This is a genomic window from Wohlfahrtiimonas sp. G9077 (assembly GCF_002252155.1).
Lineage (GTDB): Bacteria > Pseudomonadota > Gammaproteobacteria > Cardiobacteriales > Wohlfahrtiimonadaceae > Wohlfahrtiimonas.
On the sequence record NZ_NEFD01000005.1, the window covers coordinates 160,879 to 177,271 of the forward strand.

Sequence of the window (16,393 nt, forward strand, 5' to 3'; positions counted from 1 at the left end):
TAAATTTTTGTATTCAACAAATTATTATAACGAAAGATTGGGCAGCTTGTCTGATTTAACGTGCAGAATCATCAGTTTTTCGCTTGTATTCATGGGGCAATTGGCTGACAATGATGCTTTCATCACATTTCAAAAAAGATTATGGCTAAACAAAAAGCATTTGTGGTTGATTCAGCATCGATACCATCAACGATCAAAACGGTGGATTGGTCAGTGGCCAATGGCGCCGCATTTGCCCATCAGTTGCAAAACGCTGCTAAAAATAGCAAGCAATCGATGGTGGTGATTGTGGAAAATATGCAGCAGGCAGAAAACTTGGTGCAGGATTTGGCATTCTTTGATCATCATGCGGTGCTCTTTCCAGATACGGAAACATTGCCTTATGATGCCTTTTCTCCGCAGCTTGACATCATCTCTGCACGTTTATCGACACTTGCACGCCTACGTCAAGGATCGATTGAGACCTTGATTGTCACCATGCCAACATTGATGCAGCGTTTAGCGCCACCAAGTTTTTTAGATGGCCACAGCGTATTGTTAAAACCGCAAGATCGCATTGATCGCGATCAGTGGCGCTTAGTGTTAGAAGCGAGCGGCTATCGAGCCGTCAAGCAAGTGATGGAGCCCGGCGAATTTGCCATGCGCGGCAGTATCATTGATCTTTTTCCGATGGGCATTCAAGCGCCGATCCGCATTGATTTTTTTGATGATGAGGTGGAAAGCATTCGCACCTTTGATCCAGAAACACAGCGCACGCTTGAGGCATTGCCTGAGCTCTCAATTTTGCCGGCGCGTGAATTTGAGATGAGTCAAAGTGCCCTTGAGCGCTTTGAGAAAAAATTTAAAGAAGCCTTCAATGTTGATACCACCAAATGCGCCTTGTATCAGGAGATCATTCAGGGCAATTTACCGGCCGGCATTGAAAATTATCTGCCCCTATTTTTTGAGCAAACGGCAACATTGTTTGATTACTTCACAGAACACACAACATTGGTGCTTTATCCGAATCTCTTTAAAAGTGGGGCACAATTTCAACAGATGATTGATCACCGTTATGAGCGTTACCGCCATGATGTGGAAAAACCGCTGTTGTCGCCGATACGACTGTATCTCAATGTTCTTGGCATTGAAGCACTGTTAAAGCAGCGCCCGATCATTGAGCTTTCATTCACCCATGAAGCGCCCGTTGTGAGTCAAATGGGGCAAATGAGTGAGTGGCTGGTGCAGCATCCTGAGATGTCATTGATCATCACCACAGAAACTCATGGCCGCCGTGAAATGTTATTAGAGCGTTTGAAAGCGCTCAATCTGTCGCCAAAAATTGCGGATGATTTTGTGACGTTCGCCAAAACACCCGCACCTTTTGCTGTGATGATCGGCGCATTGAGTGAAGGCTTTCGTTATGATCATCAGTTTGCCATTGTGACGGAAAATGCGCTCCTTGGCATACCGATGCAAACGGGGCGTAAAAAGCAGCAAAAAACGGTGGATGTCAAATCGATGCTCACGAGCATCGATCACTTGAAAGCCGGCGATCCGATTGTGCATTTAAAGCATGGCGTTGGTCGCTATGTCGGGCTTGATAACATTGATGACAATGAACTTTTGGTGATCGAATACAAGGGCAACGGCCGCTTATACATTCCAATCACCGATTTAAATGATCTTTCTTTATATACAGGCGGTTCAAAAGAGAGCGCGCCGTGGCACAAATTGGGTTCGGATCAATGGGAGAAAATTTGTAAAAAAGCCTCTGAGAAGATTCATGACACCGCCGCGGAATTGTTGGACATTTATTCCCGCAGAGAATTACAAAAAGCGCGCGGCATGGCGATTGTGCCGGAATATGATGATTTTGCCAAAAGCTTTCCATTTCAAACCACGCCCGATCAGCAGCGCGCCATTGATGATGTTTTAAGTGATTTAACCGTTGGCAAAATGGATCGCATCATCTGTGGAGATGTGGGTTTTGGGAAAACAGAAGTGGCGATGCGCGCGGCATTTATGGCGGTGATGAATGGTTATCAAGTGGCAGTATTGGCGCCGACCACTTTATTGGCCGAGCAGCATGTACAAGATTTTGTGGATCGCTTTGCCGATTGGCCGGTGAAAATTGCCGGTTTATCACGCTTTCGAAGCACCAAAGAGACCAAGCAAACCTTAGCACTTTTGGCAGAAGGCCAAATTGACATTGTGATCGGTACGCACAAAATTCTCTCAAAAGATGTGCATTTTAAAAATCTTGGGCTCATTGTCATCGATGAAGAGCATCGTTTTGGCGTCAAACATAAAGAGCAGCTCAAATCTTTGCGCACTGAAGTGAATCTATTGACCATGACAGCAACGCCCATTCCTCGAACCCTTAACATGGGATTGTCGGGGCTTCGTGAGTTGTCCATCATCGCAACGCCACCTGTGGAGCGCATTGCTGTCAAAACCTTTGTCAATCAATGGAATGATGAGTTGATGATTGAGGCGATGAATCGTGAATTAAAACGCGGTGGGCAATTGTATGTATTACACAATGAAGTGGATACGATTGAGTTGATGCAAGCCACGATTGAACGCTTAATGCCGGGAATTACCATTGGCATTGCGCACGGGCAGATGAAGGAAGCGGAACTAGAACAAGTGATGCTCGATTTTTATCACCATCGCATTCAGGTGTTATTGTGCACCACGATTGTTGAATCCGGCATTGATGTACCCAATGCCAATACGATGATCATCAATCGCGCCGATAAGCTTGGGCTTGCGCAGCTGCATCAATTGCGTGGCCGCGTTGGGCGCTCTCATCAGCGCGCGTACTGCTATTTGATTGTGCCGCCCGCGCGTGAGATGACCAAAGATGCCATTAAACGCATTGAGGCATTGACGGAAACAGAAACATTGGGTGCAGGCTTTATGATTGCCAATCATGATTTGGAGATTCGTGGCGCCGGTGAATTGCTTGGGGAATCACAAAGCGGACAGATCACGGAGATGGGCTTTTCATTGTATATGGAGCTGTTAACCCGTGCCGTTGAGGCCATTAAACGTGGTGAAACGCTCGACATCAATCAACCCTTTAAACAAGGCATGACGGTGACGCTTGGTGTGCCGGCATTGATTCCTGAAGATTATATGATGGACATTCCGATGCGCTTGTCGCTCTATAAGCGCATTGCCAGCGCAACGGACATGAGTGCATTAAATGAGATTCAAATTGAGATGATTGACCGCTTTGGCCCATTGCCTGAGCAAGCGAAACGCTTATTTAAAATCGCGGAAATTAAATTAAAAGCCGCGCCATTGAATTTGGAAAAAATTGAGGCAAATCAGGATGGCATTCGTATTGTTTTTGGGGCAAAGCCTAACATCAATTTGCGCACATTGGTGGATTTAATTCAGCAAAAGCCCGATTTTTACCAATTGCAAGGGCAGGAAGTTTTGCGTTACCGTTTTCCATTGGAAGATGAGACGCTGCGCATCAATAGCATCTTACATTTGATTGAAAGCCTTGCGCCATGATGTGTTAATAGACTTCAGGATTGATGAAATCAATCTCATAGACTGTGAAAAATCGCGGTTGAATCACGGTTTGCTTCCCATCTGTGATGGCTTGATAACCGAGGCATTTACGTGCATCGCACGCTTCTAAATAGAGTGAAGTGCCGTTGACTTTAATATGCTGCGGCAAATGGTCAAAAGATGTGGATAACATGGTGCTTTCCACCGCTTTGGCATGATAAGTACCAAGGTGGCCGGCCACCGATTCCATCAATAAAATAAAAATGATGAAGATGACAAATAAATAGGTGATGCCAAGAATGATGAAGGCCACATCATGGAGCACCGCTTTTTCTTTTTTTTGCATGTGAAATTTTGGGGGCAATAAGCGACTTAAATGGTGCAATGTGATGTGAAAATGCTTGGTGAATAAAAAAGGAATCAGCAGCGCATAGAGCACAATCATGACAACTTGGGTGCTCAAAGATAAACCATGCAGGCTAAAGATGAAGGGGCTGAGCAATACAAAAGTGGCAATGAACAGCGACCATGAAAATTCTTGATTGGCGATTTTCTCTAAACTGTGTCGAAATAAAAAGATGCCCGCTGTGATGATGCCAATGGCAAAAAAGAGCAGGGTGAGCAGTAAAATGACTAAGGTTTTGTTCTCCACCACATCAAGCCACAAGGATGATTCGATCGGAATGAAGGGCAGATGAAAGGTGGAAAAATAGGCCATTTTGTAAGCATAAATGGCAATGTTAAACAAAAATAGCGCCGCCGCGGGGATCACCAATACAGAGATCGCTTTGAGTGCATTGATGATGTCAGAGTGGATTTTCTTTGGATGATCGAGATAGTCATTCATGGCATGCCCAATGGTTTTTTTATCGGATTATGTTGTGGATTAAGTTTAGATTATCATGACGAAAAAATCTTCTGTTGTGCTAGAATGTGGCGAGAAATGATTAGTAATTTTAGGAGATCGATCAAATGGCTAAAATTTTAGATGCAGTAAAACCAGGTGTATTATTTGGTGATGATGTACAAAAAGTATTTGAAATCGCAAAAGCAGAAGGTTTTGCATTGCCAGCTGTGAACGTGGTGAACACAGAATCCATCAATGGTGTATTAGAAGCGGCTGCAAAAGCTCAGTCACCTGTGATCATTCAGTTCTCTAACGGCGGCGCACAATTCTTTATTGGTAAAGGATTGAAATTAGAAGGCCATGAGGCGGCGATTCGTGGTGCAGTTGCGGGTGCTAAATATGTACACGCAGTGGCAGAAGCGTACGGCGTGCCTGTCATTTTACACACAGACCATGCGGCAAGAAAATTGTTGCCATGGATCGATGGTTTATTAGATGCCGGTGAAGCATTCTTTAAAGAAACGGGCAAACCATTATTCTCCTCTCACATGATCGATTTATCTGAAGAGTCATTAGAAGAGAACATTGCAACGTCTGCAAAATATTTAGAGCGCATGGAAAAATTAGGCATGACGCTTGAAATCGAATTAGGTTGTACAGGCGGTGAAGAAGATGGCGTGGATAACACAGACATCGACAATGCATTGCTGTACACACAACCTGCAGATGTGGCGTATGCGTATGAGCAATTGATTAAAATCAGCCCACGTTTTACGATTGCAGCATCTTTTGGTAATGTGCATGGTGTTTATAAGCCAGGCAACGTACGTTTGACGCCTGCAATTTTAGACAACTCACAAAAATATGTGTCTGAAAAATTCAATTTACCTGCAAAAAGCTTGGATTTTGTATTCCACGGCGGTTCAGGTTCTGACTTACAAGACATCCGCGATGCGATCTCTTTTGGTGTGATCAAAATGAACATCGATACAGATACACAGTGGGCAACTTGGAAAGGCGTTTTAGGCTACTACAACGAATACAAAGATTATTTACAAGGTCAATTGGGCAATCCTGAAGGTGCCGATAAACCAAATAAAAAATATTATGATCCACGTGCTTGGTTACGTGCTGGTCAAGTCTCTTTGGTTGAGCGTGTGCTTGAAGCGTATGAAGCGTTAAATGCGATGAACCGCAACTAATTGACAATAATGCCAATGAAAAACCGCACTGTGTGCGGTTTTTTTGCTGATGATAATGGAATAAGGTGACAAAATGAGCAATGCAACAATGTGGATTCATGGCTTTCATGCAGTGGAGGCGGCGTTTGATGAGGGCTCTGTCGTACAAGTTTGGCTCAATGATCAACGTTTAGATAAACGTGCCCAAGCGTTTTTAAATCGCATTCAGGATAAAAAAATCCCTGTGAACATGGTGAACCAAAAGATGTTGGAAACAAAAGTTGGGGAAGCGCGTCATCAGGGCATTGCCGCAGAAGTGCGTGTGCAGCCGGCTAAAAATGAAAACCATTTATATGATTTGTTAGAGGCCAACTCTGCCCCATTTTTATTGATTTTAGATGGTGTGACCGATCCACATAATGTGGGTGCATGTTTGCGAAGTGCAGAAGCCTTTGGGGTGGATGCGGTGATCGTGCCAAAAGATCGTGCCTGTGGATTGACGCCGATTGTGCGTAAAATTTCAAGTGGCAGTTCTGAACGTGTGCCATTCATTGAGGTGACCAACTTAGCGCGCACCATCGATGATTTAAAAGAGCGCGGCGTTTGGTTGGCAGGTTTAGCGGGTGAAGCGACAGAAACCATTTATCAAGCGAATTTAACGGGTGCATTGGCCATCATCATGGGCTCAGAAGGGGAAGGCATGCGTCGTTTAACGCGTGAAGCGTGTGATTTTCTCTTAAAAATTCCGATGGAAGGACGCATTGAAAGCTTGAATGTTTCCGTGGCAACCGGTGCTGTGTTGTCTGAAAGCCATCGTCAACGCATCACAAAACGCAAATAACAAAAAACCGCCAATGGGGCGGTTTTTGATTAATCTGGCACTGTTCGCTGGTACTTTTCTGCTTTTTGACGAGATTCTACATCAGATTTGATGCGTTCTTCATGGGGACGCAATGCCACCGCGCCAATGAAGCCTGTGAAAAAGAGTAAAAAGCCAAGGGGCGCGATCATGGTGGTCAAATACATGCCCACATCTTGATAGCCAATGATGATGAGCGGCAAGCCCACTACAAGCCCTAAGCCTGTTAAAAAGATGCCAAGATAAAAGATGAACGTGTTAAATTTAAGCATGAATGACCTCGCAATGGTTTAACCCGTTCATCATATCATAAGTTAATATCCGCGGTTCAAATCCACTAAGTTATTCGGCAGCTTCCCTTCGCGCACTAAGCGAAAATTCTCAGCGACTTGTTCGCTGGCCGTGATTGGGTTGGTCATCGCGGCAACATGTGGCGTGATTTCAATGGCTGCTTCATTCCAAAACGGATGATCTTGCGGCAATGGCTCTGTGTCAAACACATCTAAAAGTGCACCGCTGATTTGACCATTTTCAATGGCTTCAAGTAAATCTGCCTCTTTAACATGTCCGCCACGCGCAGGATTGATGAGGTAAGCGCCTTTTGGCAATTGGGCAAAGGTCTCACGGTTTAAAATGTGTTGTGTCTCAGGCGTTAATGGCAATAAGCACACAAGGATTTTGCATTGGCTCAAAAATTCTGGCAACTGATCTTGGCCATGATAAATACTGGCATCTTCCATTTTAGGTGGCGTGTTTTTCCAACCGATGACGTTGAAACCATGCGCTTTTAAAGTGTTGGCCACATAACTGCCAAGCTCGCCTAAACCAAGAACGCCTACGGTTAAATCTTTCGGTAAGATGCGGCTACGCATGTGCCACACTTTATTGACTTGATCACGATTGTAATACTGCACATTACGGCAGGCTTTTAAGGCGCCATAGAGCGCATATTCTGCCATTTGCTCTTTCATGTCATGATCGACAATGCGAGCGATCAAGGTGCCTTGAGGAATGCTTTTGCATTCTAAAATGTGGTCAATGCCCATGCCGGTGGATTGCACAAACTTGAGGTTTGGCAGTTGTTTAAAATCCTCATCGTTCGCTTTCCATGCTAAAACAGATGTGATTTCAGATAAATCTCCGGGATTATCCTTCGTGCGAAGGTCTAATGTTGGGTCAATGGCATGTAAATTTTTAATCCATTGGTTAAAATTTGGCAATACTGTACTGAGACATAAAATGGCCATCCGCTTCTCCTCCTCTGTTGTGGTTATATTTTTGTTATTGTCCGAACACTATAGTAGTGTATGGAAATGATACCGACATTAAATTGATCTTAGTTAGCTATAATATGGCATTTTTTACAACAGATTTTCAAAATTTTCGTTAGAATGTCGGTTATTTAAAATTTTAAAACTCGCTCTAATGTGTTAGAGACGAATCATATTGAGTACTCGGAACAAACTATGATAAGAAAAAATATTTTGGCCATCGCATTGTTAGGTGTCTTTGGGCTATCGCATGCGGCAGATGTTGAGAACTTAAGAACCATCTCCTATTTGAATGAGCCTTTGCGCTTACAGGCAGATGTGATCGGGGAAGGGGATGTGATACTCGCTGAGCGCACGGAGTATTTAAGATTAAATCACCCGATTCCCACTTATGATTTATCTGTCAATGTGATTGAGGAAGCGGATAAAAAGCAGTTGGTGGTCACCACAACAGAAGCGGTGGAAACCCCTGCGCTGACATTGTTGCTGGAAAGCCGTGATGATCATAATCGTCGCCAGTTGTTTGAGTTGCCGATTTTATTAGACATTCGCCCAGAGCCTTTAGCCGATGCAGCTGAGATTGAAATCGATGGCGTGCGCATTGATGATCATGCGGTGGCTGAATCAACAGAACAAGTGACATTGGCAGATGTTCCTGTGGTTGCGCCAGTTGTGGCACCTAAAGTTGCCAACGCCAAAGCGGTGGATGCACAGCCAAAAGTGGCCGAAGCGAAAAAGCCTGTGGAAAAAGCGGCACCTAAACTGGATAAAGCCCCCAAACCGGCTGAAAAGACATCGGTAGAGAAAAAAGCGGACAAGCCCGCTAAAGCTGAGGCAAAAGCACCCAAAACTCAAAGTCACTTAAAAAATACAGTGGATCCTGCGCTTGTGAAGCGTTATGGGCCCGTTGAAGCGGGTGAAACCATGTGGAGCATTGCCAATAAAGTGCGCCCGGCTCACATCTCACCGCAAAAGATGATTGAAATCATCAAAAAACACAATCCATCTGCCTTTACGCCTGCTGGTGTATTGCGCGCAGATGTGACATTGATCATTCCTGTCGAAACACCTAAAAAACAACACAACTTTGTCAAAGCAGAAGCCACAACAGAAGCTGTGGGCTTTATTTATGAGTTGCCTTCGCCACCAGCCACATCCAATGATGGCACTGCGAAATCGGCGGCAGTTGCAGCGCCTGCAATTGCCGGCGTGGCAGCGGAAGTGGCAAATACAGCCGATGGCGTGACAGAAACCGCTGTCATTGACGAAGTACCGGTAAAAGTGGTGCATCCGGTCAATGGGCTTGCCAATGATGCCACTCAGAATGATGCCAATGACATGACGGTGATCTCGCCAAGCGAGCCTTCGATTGCACCTGTGGAAGATGATGCCATGAGTGCATCGGTCGCTGCGCAAACAGAAACACAAACGGTTCAAGAACCTTTACAAGGTGATGTGGTAGATGCAAGTGTGGCACAAGTGACAGAATCAGTGGCAAATGTTGCACCAGCTAAGCCCAAAGTATTTATGGTGGAGGAGCCTGAAGAGGAACCTGGCATCATTGAGATCATCTTTGACAACATTATGTATGTGGGCGGCGGTGTTTTAATTTTATTGTTGGCTATTTTAGCAATGGTGGCGATGCGTCGTCGTCAAGCCGCCGATGGTCAAGTGGAGAAAGCACCTAAAGCGCCGAAAGAGAAAAAAGCGAAAAAAGGTAAAAAAACAGAAACGTCTGATCAAGAAGTGATGGTTGAAGAAGGCGTTGAGGCAACACCTAAAAAAGATGCGCCTCAAGTGAAATCAGCGGCTGCTAAAGCTGCTGCAGTTGCTGCGCCTGTCGCTGCGGCTGTTTTAAGTTCAGAAGGTGCAAGCCCTGCGAAAGATGGCACAGAGATTCAAAGCTTAGATTTTGATTTTTCCTTTACCGAGGCAAAAGATGAGTCAAAAGAAGCAGAAGCTTCTAAAAATACAGACGATGAGATGGCGGCACTTGATTTTGATCTCTCTTTTGCACCACCTGCTGCGGCAGCCGTCACGGCAGCTGCGGTGGCAACAGCATCAAAAGCAGATGATAAGCCACAAGACAATGAATTTGATACGTTAGATTTTGATTTCTCATTTGATGCGCCAAGCGAAGCGGCACCACAAGCTGTTGAAACAGCGGTGGCAGATGAGCCAGAAATGGGTGGTTTAGACTTTGACTTATCCGGTTTTGAAGCACCAAAAACTGAAACAGTTGAAGCGCCGATTGAAGAGATGCCCACATTTGACACATTAGAATTTGATGGTGTGTTGGATTTTACGGGACGCAATACAGATCAAACCTCTGAAGTCATCGAAGACAATGCCATTGCGGTGGATGCCATTGATGATGTTGAGATTGAAGCACAAGAAACGATGGCCTTTGAACCAATTGATTTTGAGCCCATCAATATTGAAAATGTCGCCATCGATGTGCCTGAGATGGAAACGGCCACCGAAGAGGCCATGAGCTTTGGTGAAAACAATCCATTGTTTGTCTCGCAAGATTCAGACAGCGGCGCCATCGAAGCGATTGCCAGCGAAGAGAACAATGATCCAACCGCTGAGATCACAGAATATGTGAGCTTTGGGGATTTGATCGACACAGCACAAACCACATTGGAAAATGATGAGCAAGTTGCAGGCATTGCAGAGATCGATTTGGCAAAATTTGAAGAAGATGATGCCATTGAGTTTGCTGATTTAATGGAAGTTTCTACAGAAGAAGTGGATCACAACTTAGATTTAAGCTTTGTTGCGGATGTTGATGACAATGAAGCGGGACATGACTTTTTAGATTCATTGGATTTCAGTGCACCTGCAGACATTGATCCGATTGGTGACTCTGTCAAAGACAATGTGGCAAAAGCCGAAGAGTCTTTAGAGCACATTCGTGCGGTAGAAACGGTAGAAGCACCTGAGGTTTCTGAAGTCTCTGACATCATCACAGATGAAATTGTGGCACCCGAAATGACGGCGGCGGTTGATGAGATGGATTTCCCAAGCTTTGATTTATCGGAATTTGAAGCGCCGATGGCTGAAGTGGTGGAAACGGTTGAACCCTTTGAAGGTATGACGCCCATTGAAGAAATCGAATTGATCGACATTCCCGCGGTAGAAGCTGTGCCTGAACCGGTGATCATCACAGAACCTGTGGTGGAAACGCCTAAAGCACCAATTGCTGAAACGGTTGTGGAAGCTGTTGCACCCGCGATGGTTGCACCAACGGTGATTGAAAAAGAGGTGATCGTTGAAAAACCTGTGATTAAAGTGGTGGAAGTGCCAGTGGCTGAAGCATCAGAAGATGATGAGTCGGAGCAAATTAAGTTAGAATTGGCAGAGGCTTACATTGATTTTGATCCAAGTTTGGCCAAGCCGCTTTTAGAGGAAGTGGTACGAGACGGCAATCCATCTCAAGTGGCTAGAGCCCAAGCGCTCCTTGAAAAGATCAGCTAACACATTCACAACAAACAAAGCCTAGAGGATTCTAGGCTTTTTTATTGAGGTCATTATGCAAGAAAAGGTGATGCGCCGCGCAAAGATGCTGCGCGCCATTCGTGAATATTTTTATCAAACGGCGGCGCTTGAGGTTGATACGCCCATCATGAGTCAATTTGGCAACAGTGATCCTGCGCTGTTGAACTTTATGAGTCTCTTCAATGGCTCCGGCAAGCTCTATCAGCACACCACTTATTTAATCACATCGCCTGAATATCATATGAAGCGTTTGCTCGCCCATCAATCAGGCTCAATCTATTATTTGGGCAAAGTGTTTCGCGATGGCGAGTTAAGTCCGCGGCATACGCCAGAATTTACGATGCTCGAATGGTATCGCGTGGATGATGATCTGTGTGAATTGATCAAAGAGGTGATTCATTTGATTCGCATGCTCGCTGAGCAACAGATTGAAGTGGTTGAGTACAGTTATTTATCCCTATTTATGGAAAAGCTGTCCATGAATCCTTTTATGGCCATGGAAGCTGAGCTTGATGAGGTGCTAAAAGCGCATGGCGTTTCCCTTGCGTTTACGCCACAAACAAAAGATGAATATCTAGATTTGATCATGAGCCATTTGATTGAGCCAACGCTTGATCCGAATGTGATCACAGTGCTTCACAGTTATCCCGCTTCCCAAGCTTCTTTAGCAAAGATCACACAAGATTGCGCGGGCAATGCGATTGGCAAACGCTTTGAAGTGTATTGGCGTGGGTTGGAGTTGGCCAATGGTTATGAGGAATTAACGGATCCCATCGAACAGCGCGCCCGTTTTGAAGCAGAAAATCAGGTGCGCACGCAATATGGTTTAGCACCCGTGGCGATCGATGAACTCTTTTTACAAGAGATGGCCAGCATGCCGCCATTGGTCAGCGGTGTTGCCATGGGGATTGATCGCCTCTTGATGGCAGCGACAAATACACATAACATCAATGATGTGATCTTATTTCCATTTGAAGAGAGTTAAACATTATTCATCATTATAAATTATTAGGAGGTTGCATATGAATGTCGTGATTACAGGCGTATCTGCAGGATTTGGGCAAGAGATGGCGCGCGTATTTGCCGCCCACGGTCATCATGTGATTGGCATTGCAAGACGCACGGAGCGTTTGGCGGAATTAAAAGCAGAATTCAAAGAGCAGTTTACCGGTTTTACATTAGATGTTGCCGATCGCTTAGCGGCGACGCAAGTGGTCGATGAGATCATTGAAACCTTTGGGCAAGTGGATGTGCTCATCAATAATGCAGGTTTAGCCCTTGGCATGGAAACGGCGGATCAAGCCCATTTTGAGGATTGGGCAACGATGGTGAATACAAATGTGATGGGACTCATCTCATTAACACAGCTCTTTTTACCGCATATGGTGGCAAAAAATGAGGGTTACATCATTAATATGGGTTCAACTGCGGGTAGTTGGCCATATGCGGGCGGCAATGTTTATGGCGCCACGAAAGCTTTTGTCAAACAGTTCAGTTTGAATTTGCGTGCAGATCTTTTTGGTAAACGCATCCGCGTGACGAACGTGGAGCCAGGTTTATGCGGGGAAACTGAGTTTTCAAATGTGCGCTTTAAGGGCGATGATGATAAAGCCGCGGCGCTTTATGATAAAGCTGAGCCATTAACGGGCAAAGACATTGCAGAAATTGTGTTTTGGCTCGCAAACCAGCCAAAACACATTAACATTAACCGCATTGAAGTGATGCCAACGAGCCAAAGCTTCGGTGGGCTAAAAGTGCATTATGATGATTAATCAATCACATTAAAGTGAATGCGCGCGGCTAAATGGGTGAAAATAGTGTACGGAATGGTACCCGCCCATTTGGCCACATATTCAATTGGCAGTGCATTGCCAAATAAGATCACATCGCGATCCCATTTTGATTCAGGCACAGCGCTTAAATCCACCATGAACATGTCCATGGCAACGCGGCCGATGAGCGGCGCTTTGTAACCATCGATGAGCACATATGCTTCTTTGCTCACCTCGCGCGGATAACCATCGGCATAGCCACAAGCCACAACGCCAACAGGTAAATCATGGGGTGCTGTAAAAGTTGCGCCATAACCCACATGTTCGCCCGCTTTGATGTGATTGACATGAATGATCTTAGAGCGCAGTTCCAAAATGGGTTTTAAACCGAGATTTTCCGCCGTTTGATCATCAAATGGAGAGGCGCCATATAAAGCTAAACCTGCTCGGACGATGGATTGAGCAGGTTTTTGATCATCAAAAATATTGGCAGAGTTTGAGATGCTCGCTAACAGCTGTTCAGGTAAGGTTGCCATCAATGCCAATTGCGTGCGGGTTTTGGTGTCATCGAGTTCATCTGCACAGGCCAAGTGAGTCATCAATTGAATGCTTTTAACATTTGCAGAATGTTTGAGCGCCTCATAATAGTGTGGCAATGCATCCGGACGAATGCCAAGGCGATTCATGCCGCTGTTAATTTTGATGAAAACATCAATCGGATTCATGAGTTTTGCATCTAATAAACCATTGAGTTGATGCTCATTGCCAATGGCGGGGATAAAATTAAACTCATCACATAAATGATATTCATGATGCTCAAAGACGCCTTCGAGTAAAATAATGGGGGTGTTTGATAAGGTGCGAATGGTTTCGGCCTCTTCAATCGCGGCGACCGCAAAGAAGTTGACCACATGTTCTAAAATGGGCACCATCAGTGCCACACGATGCCCATAAGCATTGGCTTTGAGCACAGTGCACAATTGACTGTTTGGGGCTTTCTGCTGTAAAAACGCCACATTATGCAGTAAAGCGCTTTTTGAGAGATAAGCTTTTAACGGACGCATATTAACCTCGGTTTGGTAGTTAGTATAATCTTGACGCGAAAAGATTATGATACGAAAAGGAAGTGGGTGCAAATCTATCCGATCAAAAGGTAGAATGCCGCTATACTGATACTCAATCGATGAACACAAATGAGGTGAAAAGATAATGGAATTTGCAAAATTGGTGGTCAAAGGCATTGATGCCCGTAATTTCCTCCATGGTCAATTGACGGCAGACATGGATCATTTAGACTATTTATATGCTCATGAAGGCAATTCTGGTTTAGCGGGCTTATGTAATATTAAAGGGAGATTAGAAGCGGTGTTTTGGATCAATCGCGTGGACTCTGAAACCTTTGATCTTTACTTGCCAAAAGAGATCAGCGAAGCGATCGCAACACTGTTAAAGCGCTATCTGTTTAGATCAAAAGTGACCATTGACGTGGCTGATGTCCATGAAACTGAAGCAATGCAAATGATCCCAAGTGAACCCATTCCATGGATTGTGGCAGCAACACAAGGCAAATATGTACCACAAATGGTGAGTTTAGATGTATTAAAAGGTGTGCATCCGCGTAAAGGTTGTTACATTGGTCAAGAGATTGTGACGCGTTTACGTGACTTGGGAAAAAATAAGAAACGCCTAGGGAAAGTGGCGTTAAATGGCCAAGACGTTAATATTGGTGACACAATTGATGCCCATAATGAAGTGGCGGGCGAAGTGGTTTGGGTCAATGGTGATGAAGCATTGGCAGTTTTGGTGTTGGCTGAATTGGCGCAACCATTGAAAATTGCCAAAGACATTACGGTTTGCCATGTTTGGAAAAATGAAGACGAATAAAAAAGGAAGGGTTCATGAGTAAACATATTGGTGTGTTGACTGCAGGCGGTGATTGTCAGGGATTAAATGCTGCGTTAAGAGCAGTGGCACTGACAGCTTTCCAAGAAGGATGGAAAGTGACCGGTATTCATGATGGCTTTTTAGGCTTAGCCGAAGGCTGCATTAAACCTTTAGAAAAAGCAGATGTGAGCCCGATCATCGGCCTTGGCGGGACCATCTTGGGCACCGGTCGCGGTGGCGGTCGTGCAAAAGGGACAGAAGAAGCCGTTGAAAACTGTGTCAAAAGTTTTAATGACTTGGGTTTAGATGCTTTGGTCTGTTTAGGCGGCGATGGTACGCAGCGCTTCTCATATGAGTTGGCTAAAAAAGGTGTGCCGATTGTGACATTGCCAAAAACCATTGATAACGACATTGCACAAACAGACATTACCTTTGGTTATGATACTGCGGTGCAAGTGTCTGTGATGGCATTGGATCGTTTACGTACTACGGCAGATTCCCATCATCGCTTAATGATTTTAGAAGTGATGGGCCGTGATGCCGGATGGTTGGCAGCTGGTGCAGCATTAGCGGGCGGCGCGGACATCTGTTTGGTGCCAGAGATTCCTTATTCAACCACCGCGATTGTGAAATCTTTGAAAGCACAAATTTATGAGCATAAAGCGGCGCTATTGGTGGTGGCAGAAGGGGCGATCTCTCAAGAAGATGCTTTGCTTGGCTTAAAACCGAAAAAACATGTGGCAGCGATGCGATTGGTGGATCAGATTCCTGAGCTCACTGGCATTGAGGCGCGCTTAACCACATTAGGATATGTGAGCCGCGGCGGTACGCCCACAGCAGGCGATCGTATTTTTGCCACACAATGCGGCAGCAAAGCCATTGAGTACTTAAAAGCTGGCATTACTGGTGTCATGGTGGCCAGTCAAGGCGGACAACTGGTGCCAGTACCTTTAGAAAAGGTGGCCGGGCGCCCAAGATTATTGCCAAGAGATCACGCAATGGTGAAAACTTTGCAATCAATTGGCGTTTGTATGGGCATTTAGTGCGCAATTGATGAGAAATTTACCCCGGTATTGAAGAAATATCGGGGTTTTTTGTATCAATGACAGAAGAAAATTGCATCAAATAAAGGGGTGAATGGCAGGGCAGCGTGCTTTGATACAATTAATTTCAATTATTTTTATGCTTTATCTTGTTGTTAAATATCACTTTTGTGAAATAGTTTAAAATTAATTGAAAAAGGGTGTTGACACATCTCTGAATTTATCTATAATGAGCACCTCTTCTGAACGAGGCGCTGCTGAAAAGCGGTGAGTTTGAAGGGTTTTGAGAGGTTGAGATGGTAGTTTACTCTCCCTCGCTGAAAAAACTTTTCAAATTAGGTGTTGACAAATGATTTAGATCATGTAAAATAGCCTGCTCTTCACGAGGTTGAAGTCATTTGACTCCCTCGAGTTCTTTAACAGATTAATCTTAAGTGGTTTGTGTGGGAGCTTGTATTGAAGTGATTACAGAAATACAAGTTTCGAACCAAATCAATTCCAGCGTATATTTATATATACAGTAAT

At 44.7% G+C, this 16,393-nt stretch carries 12 protein-coding genes; 8 read left to right on the plus strand and 4 right to left on the minus strand.

Translation table 11 applies throughout. The annotated features are described in order from the left end of the window. Window positions 1–141: 141 nt before the first annotated feature. Window positions 142–3,510, plus strand: coding sequence for a transcription-repair coupling factor (gene mfd, locus B9T20_RS07960; RefSeq protein ID WP_094490557.1), 3,369 nt, complete (start codon window positions 142–144; stop codon window positions 3,508–3,510). Window positions 3,511–3,514: 4 nt separating this feature from the next. On the opposite strand, the gene B9T20_RS07965 is transcribed toward mfd, so the two are convergent. After that, window positions 3,515–4,357, minus strand: a complete 843-nt coding sequence (locus B9T20_RS07965) for a hypothetical protein (RefSeq protein WP_094490558.1) — start codon at window positions 4,355–4,357, stop codon at window positions 3,515–3,517. Between the two features lie 125 nt (window positions 4,358–4,482). Between B9T20_RS07965 and fbaA the strand changes: the two genes are divergently transcribed. After that, window positions 4,483–5,559, plus strand: a complete 1,077-nt coding sequence (gene fbaA / locus B9T20_RS07970) for a class II fructose-bisphosphate aldolase (RefSeq protein WP_094490559.1) — start codon at window positions 4,483–4,485, stop codon at window positions 5,557–5,559. Window positions 5,560–5,632: 73 nt separating this feature from the next. Next, complete coding sequence (rlmB, locus tag B9T20_RS07975; protein WP_094490560.1) at window positions 5,633–6,379, plus strand: 23S rRNA (guanosine(2251)-2'-O)-methyltransferase RlmB; 747 nt, start codon at window positions 5,633–5,635, stop codon at window positions 6,377–6,379. A gap of 29 nt (window positions 6,380–6,408) precedes the next feature. Here the strand turns inward: rlmB and B9T20_RS07980 are convergent, their stop codons facing one another. Both B9T20_RS07980 and B9T20_RS07985 read right to left on the minus strand, forming a co-directional pair. After that, the gene (locus B9T20_RS07980; RefSeq protein WP_008315949.1) at window positions 6,409–6,669 is read right to left on the minus strand and encodes a hypothetical protein; all 261 of its coding nucleotides are present in this window, start codon (window positions 6,667–6,669) and stop codon (window positions 6,409–6,411) included. A 42-nt stretch (window positions 6,670–6,711) separates the two neighbouring features. Further along, window positions 6,712–7,644, minus strand: a complete 933-nt coding sequence (locus tag B9T20_RS07985; protein ID WP_094490561.1) for a glyoxylate/hydroxypyruvate reductase A — start codon at window positions 7,642–7,644, stop codon at window positions 6,712–6,714. Window positions 7,645–7,863: 219 nt separating this feature from the next. On the opposite strand from B9T20_RS07985, the gene B9T20_RS07990 reads away from it, so the two are divergent. The 3 genes from B9T20_RS07990 to B9T20_RS08000 are packed head-to-tail and all read left to right on the plus strand — an operon-like array spanning window position 7,864 to window position 12,941. Further along, entirely contained in the window at window positions 7,864–11,148 is a 3,285-nt protein-coding gene (locus B9T20_RS07990; RefSeq protein WP_094490562.1) for a FimV/HubP family polar landmark protein, read from the plus strand. A 55-nt stretch (window positions 11,149–11,203) separates the two neighbouring features. Next, window positions 11,204–12,154, plus strand: a complete 951-nt coding sequence (gene epmA / locus B9T20_RS07995; RefSeq protein ID WP_094490563.1) for an EF-P lysine aminoacylase EpmA — start codon at window positions 11,204–11,206, stop codon at window positions 12,152–12,154. Between the two features lie 37 nt (window positions 12,155–12,191). Then, entirely contained in the window at window positions 12,192–12,941 is a 750-nt protein-coding gene (locus tag B9T20_RS08000; protein ID WP_094490564.1) for an SDR family NAD(P)-dependent oxidoreductase, read from the plus strand. Here the strand turns inward: B9T20_RS08000 and alr are convergent. Then, complete coding sequence (gene alr, locus B9T20_RS08005; RefSeq protein ID WP_094490565.1) at window positions 12,938–14,005, minus strand: alanine racemase; 1,068 nt, start codon at window positions 14,003–14,005, stop codon at window positions 12,938–12,940. The two genes, B9T20_RS08000 and alr, sit on opposite strands and share 4 nt — an antisense overlap. Window positions 14,006–14,150: 145 nt before the next feature. Here alr and B9T20_RS08010 point away from each other — a divergent pair, with 145 nt between their 5' ends. After that, window positions 14,151–14,825 carry a folate-binding protein YgfZ gene (locus tag B9T20_RS08010; RefSeq protein WP_233491640.1) on the plus strand — a complete coding sequence of 225 codons (675 nt, stop codon included), beginning with the start codon at window positions 14,151–14,153 and terminating at the stop codon, window positions 14,823–14,825. Between the two features lie 14 nt (window positions 14,826–14,839). After that, on the plus strand, window positions 14,840–15,868 hold the full coding sequence (locus B9T20_RS08015) for a 6-phosphofructokinase (RefSeq protein WP_094490567.1): 1,029 nt from the start codon (window positions 14,840–14,842) through the stop codon (window positions 15,866–15,868). Window positions 15,869–16,393: the final 525 nt, after the last annotated feature.

Coding starts and splice junctions, on each gene's coding strand:
- B9T20_RS07990 (WP_094490562.1), top strand. CDS start 7,864: ATGATAAGAAAAAATATTTTGGCCATCGCATTGTTAGGTGTCTTTGGG.
- alr (WP_094490565.1), bottom strand. CDS start 14,005: ATGCGTCCGTTAAAAGCTTATCTCTCAAAAAGCGCTTTACTGCATAAT.
- B9T20_RS07980 (WP_008315949.1), bottom strand. CDS start 6,669: ATGCTTAAATTTAACACGTTCATCTTTTATCTTGGCATCTTTTTAACA.
- B9T20_RS07985 (WP_094490561.1), bottom strand. CDS start 7,644: ATGGCCATTTTATGTCTCAGTACAGTATTGCCAAATTTTAACCAATGG.
- rlmB (WP_094490560.1), top strand. CDS start 5,633: ATGAGCAATGCAACAATGTGGATTCATGGCTTTCATGCAGTGGAGGCG.
- mfd (WP_094490557.1), top strand. CDS start 142: ATGGCTAAACAAAAAGCATTTGTGGTTGATTCAGCATCGATACCATCA.
- B9T20_RS08000 (WP_094490564.1), top strand. CDS start 12,192: ATGAATGTCGTGATTACAGGCGTATCTGCAGGATTTGGGCAAGAGATG.
- B9T20_RS08010 (WP_233491640.1), top strand. CDS start 14,151: ATGGAATTTGCAAAATTGGTGGTCAAAGGCATTGATGCCCGTAATTTC.
- epmA (WP_094490563.1), top strand. CDS start 11,204: ATGCAAGAAAAGGTGATGCGCCGCGCAAAGATGCTGCGCGCCATTCGT.
- fbaA (WP_094490559.1), top strand. CDS start 4,483: ATGGCTAAAATTTTAGATGCAGTAAAACCAGGTGTATTATTTGGTGAT.
- B9T20_RS07965 (WP_094490558.1), bottom strand. CDS start 4,357: ATGAATGACTATCTCGATCATCCAAAGAAAATCCACTCTGACATCATC.
- B9T20_RS08015 (WP_094490567.1), top strand. CDS start 14,840: ATGAGTAAACATATTGGTGTGTTGACTGCAGGCGGTGATTGTCAGGGA.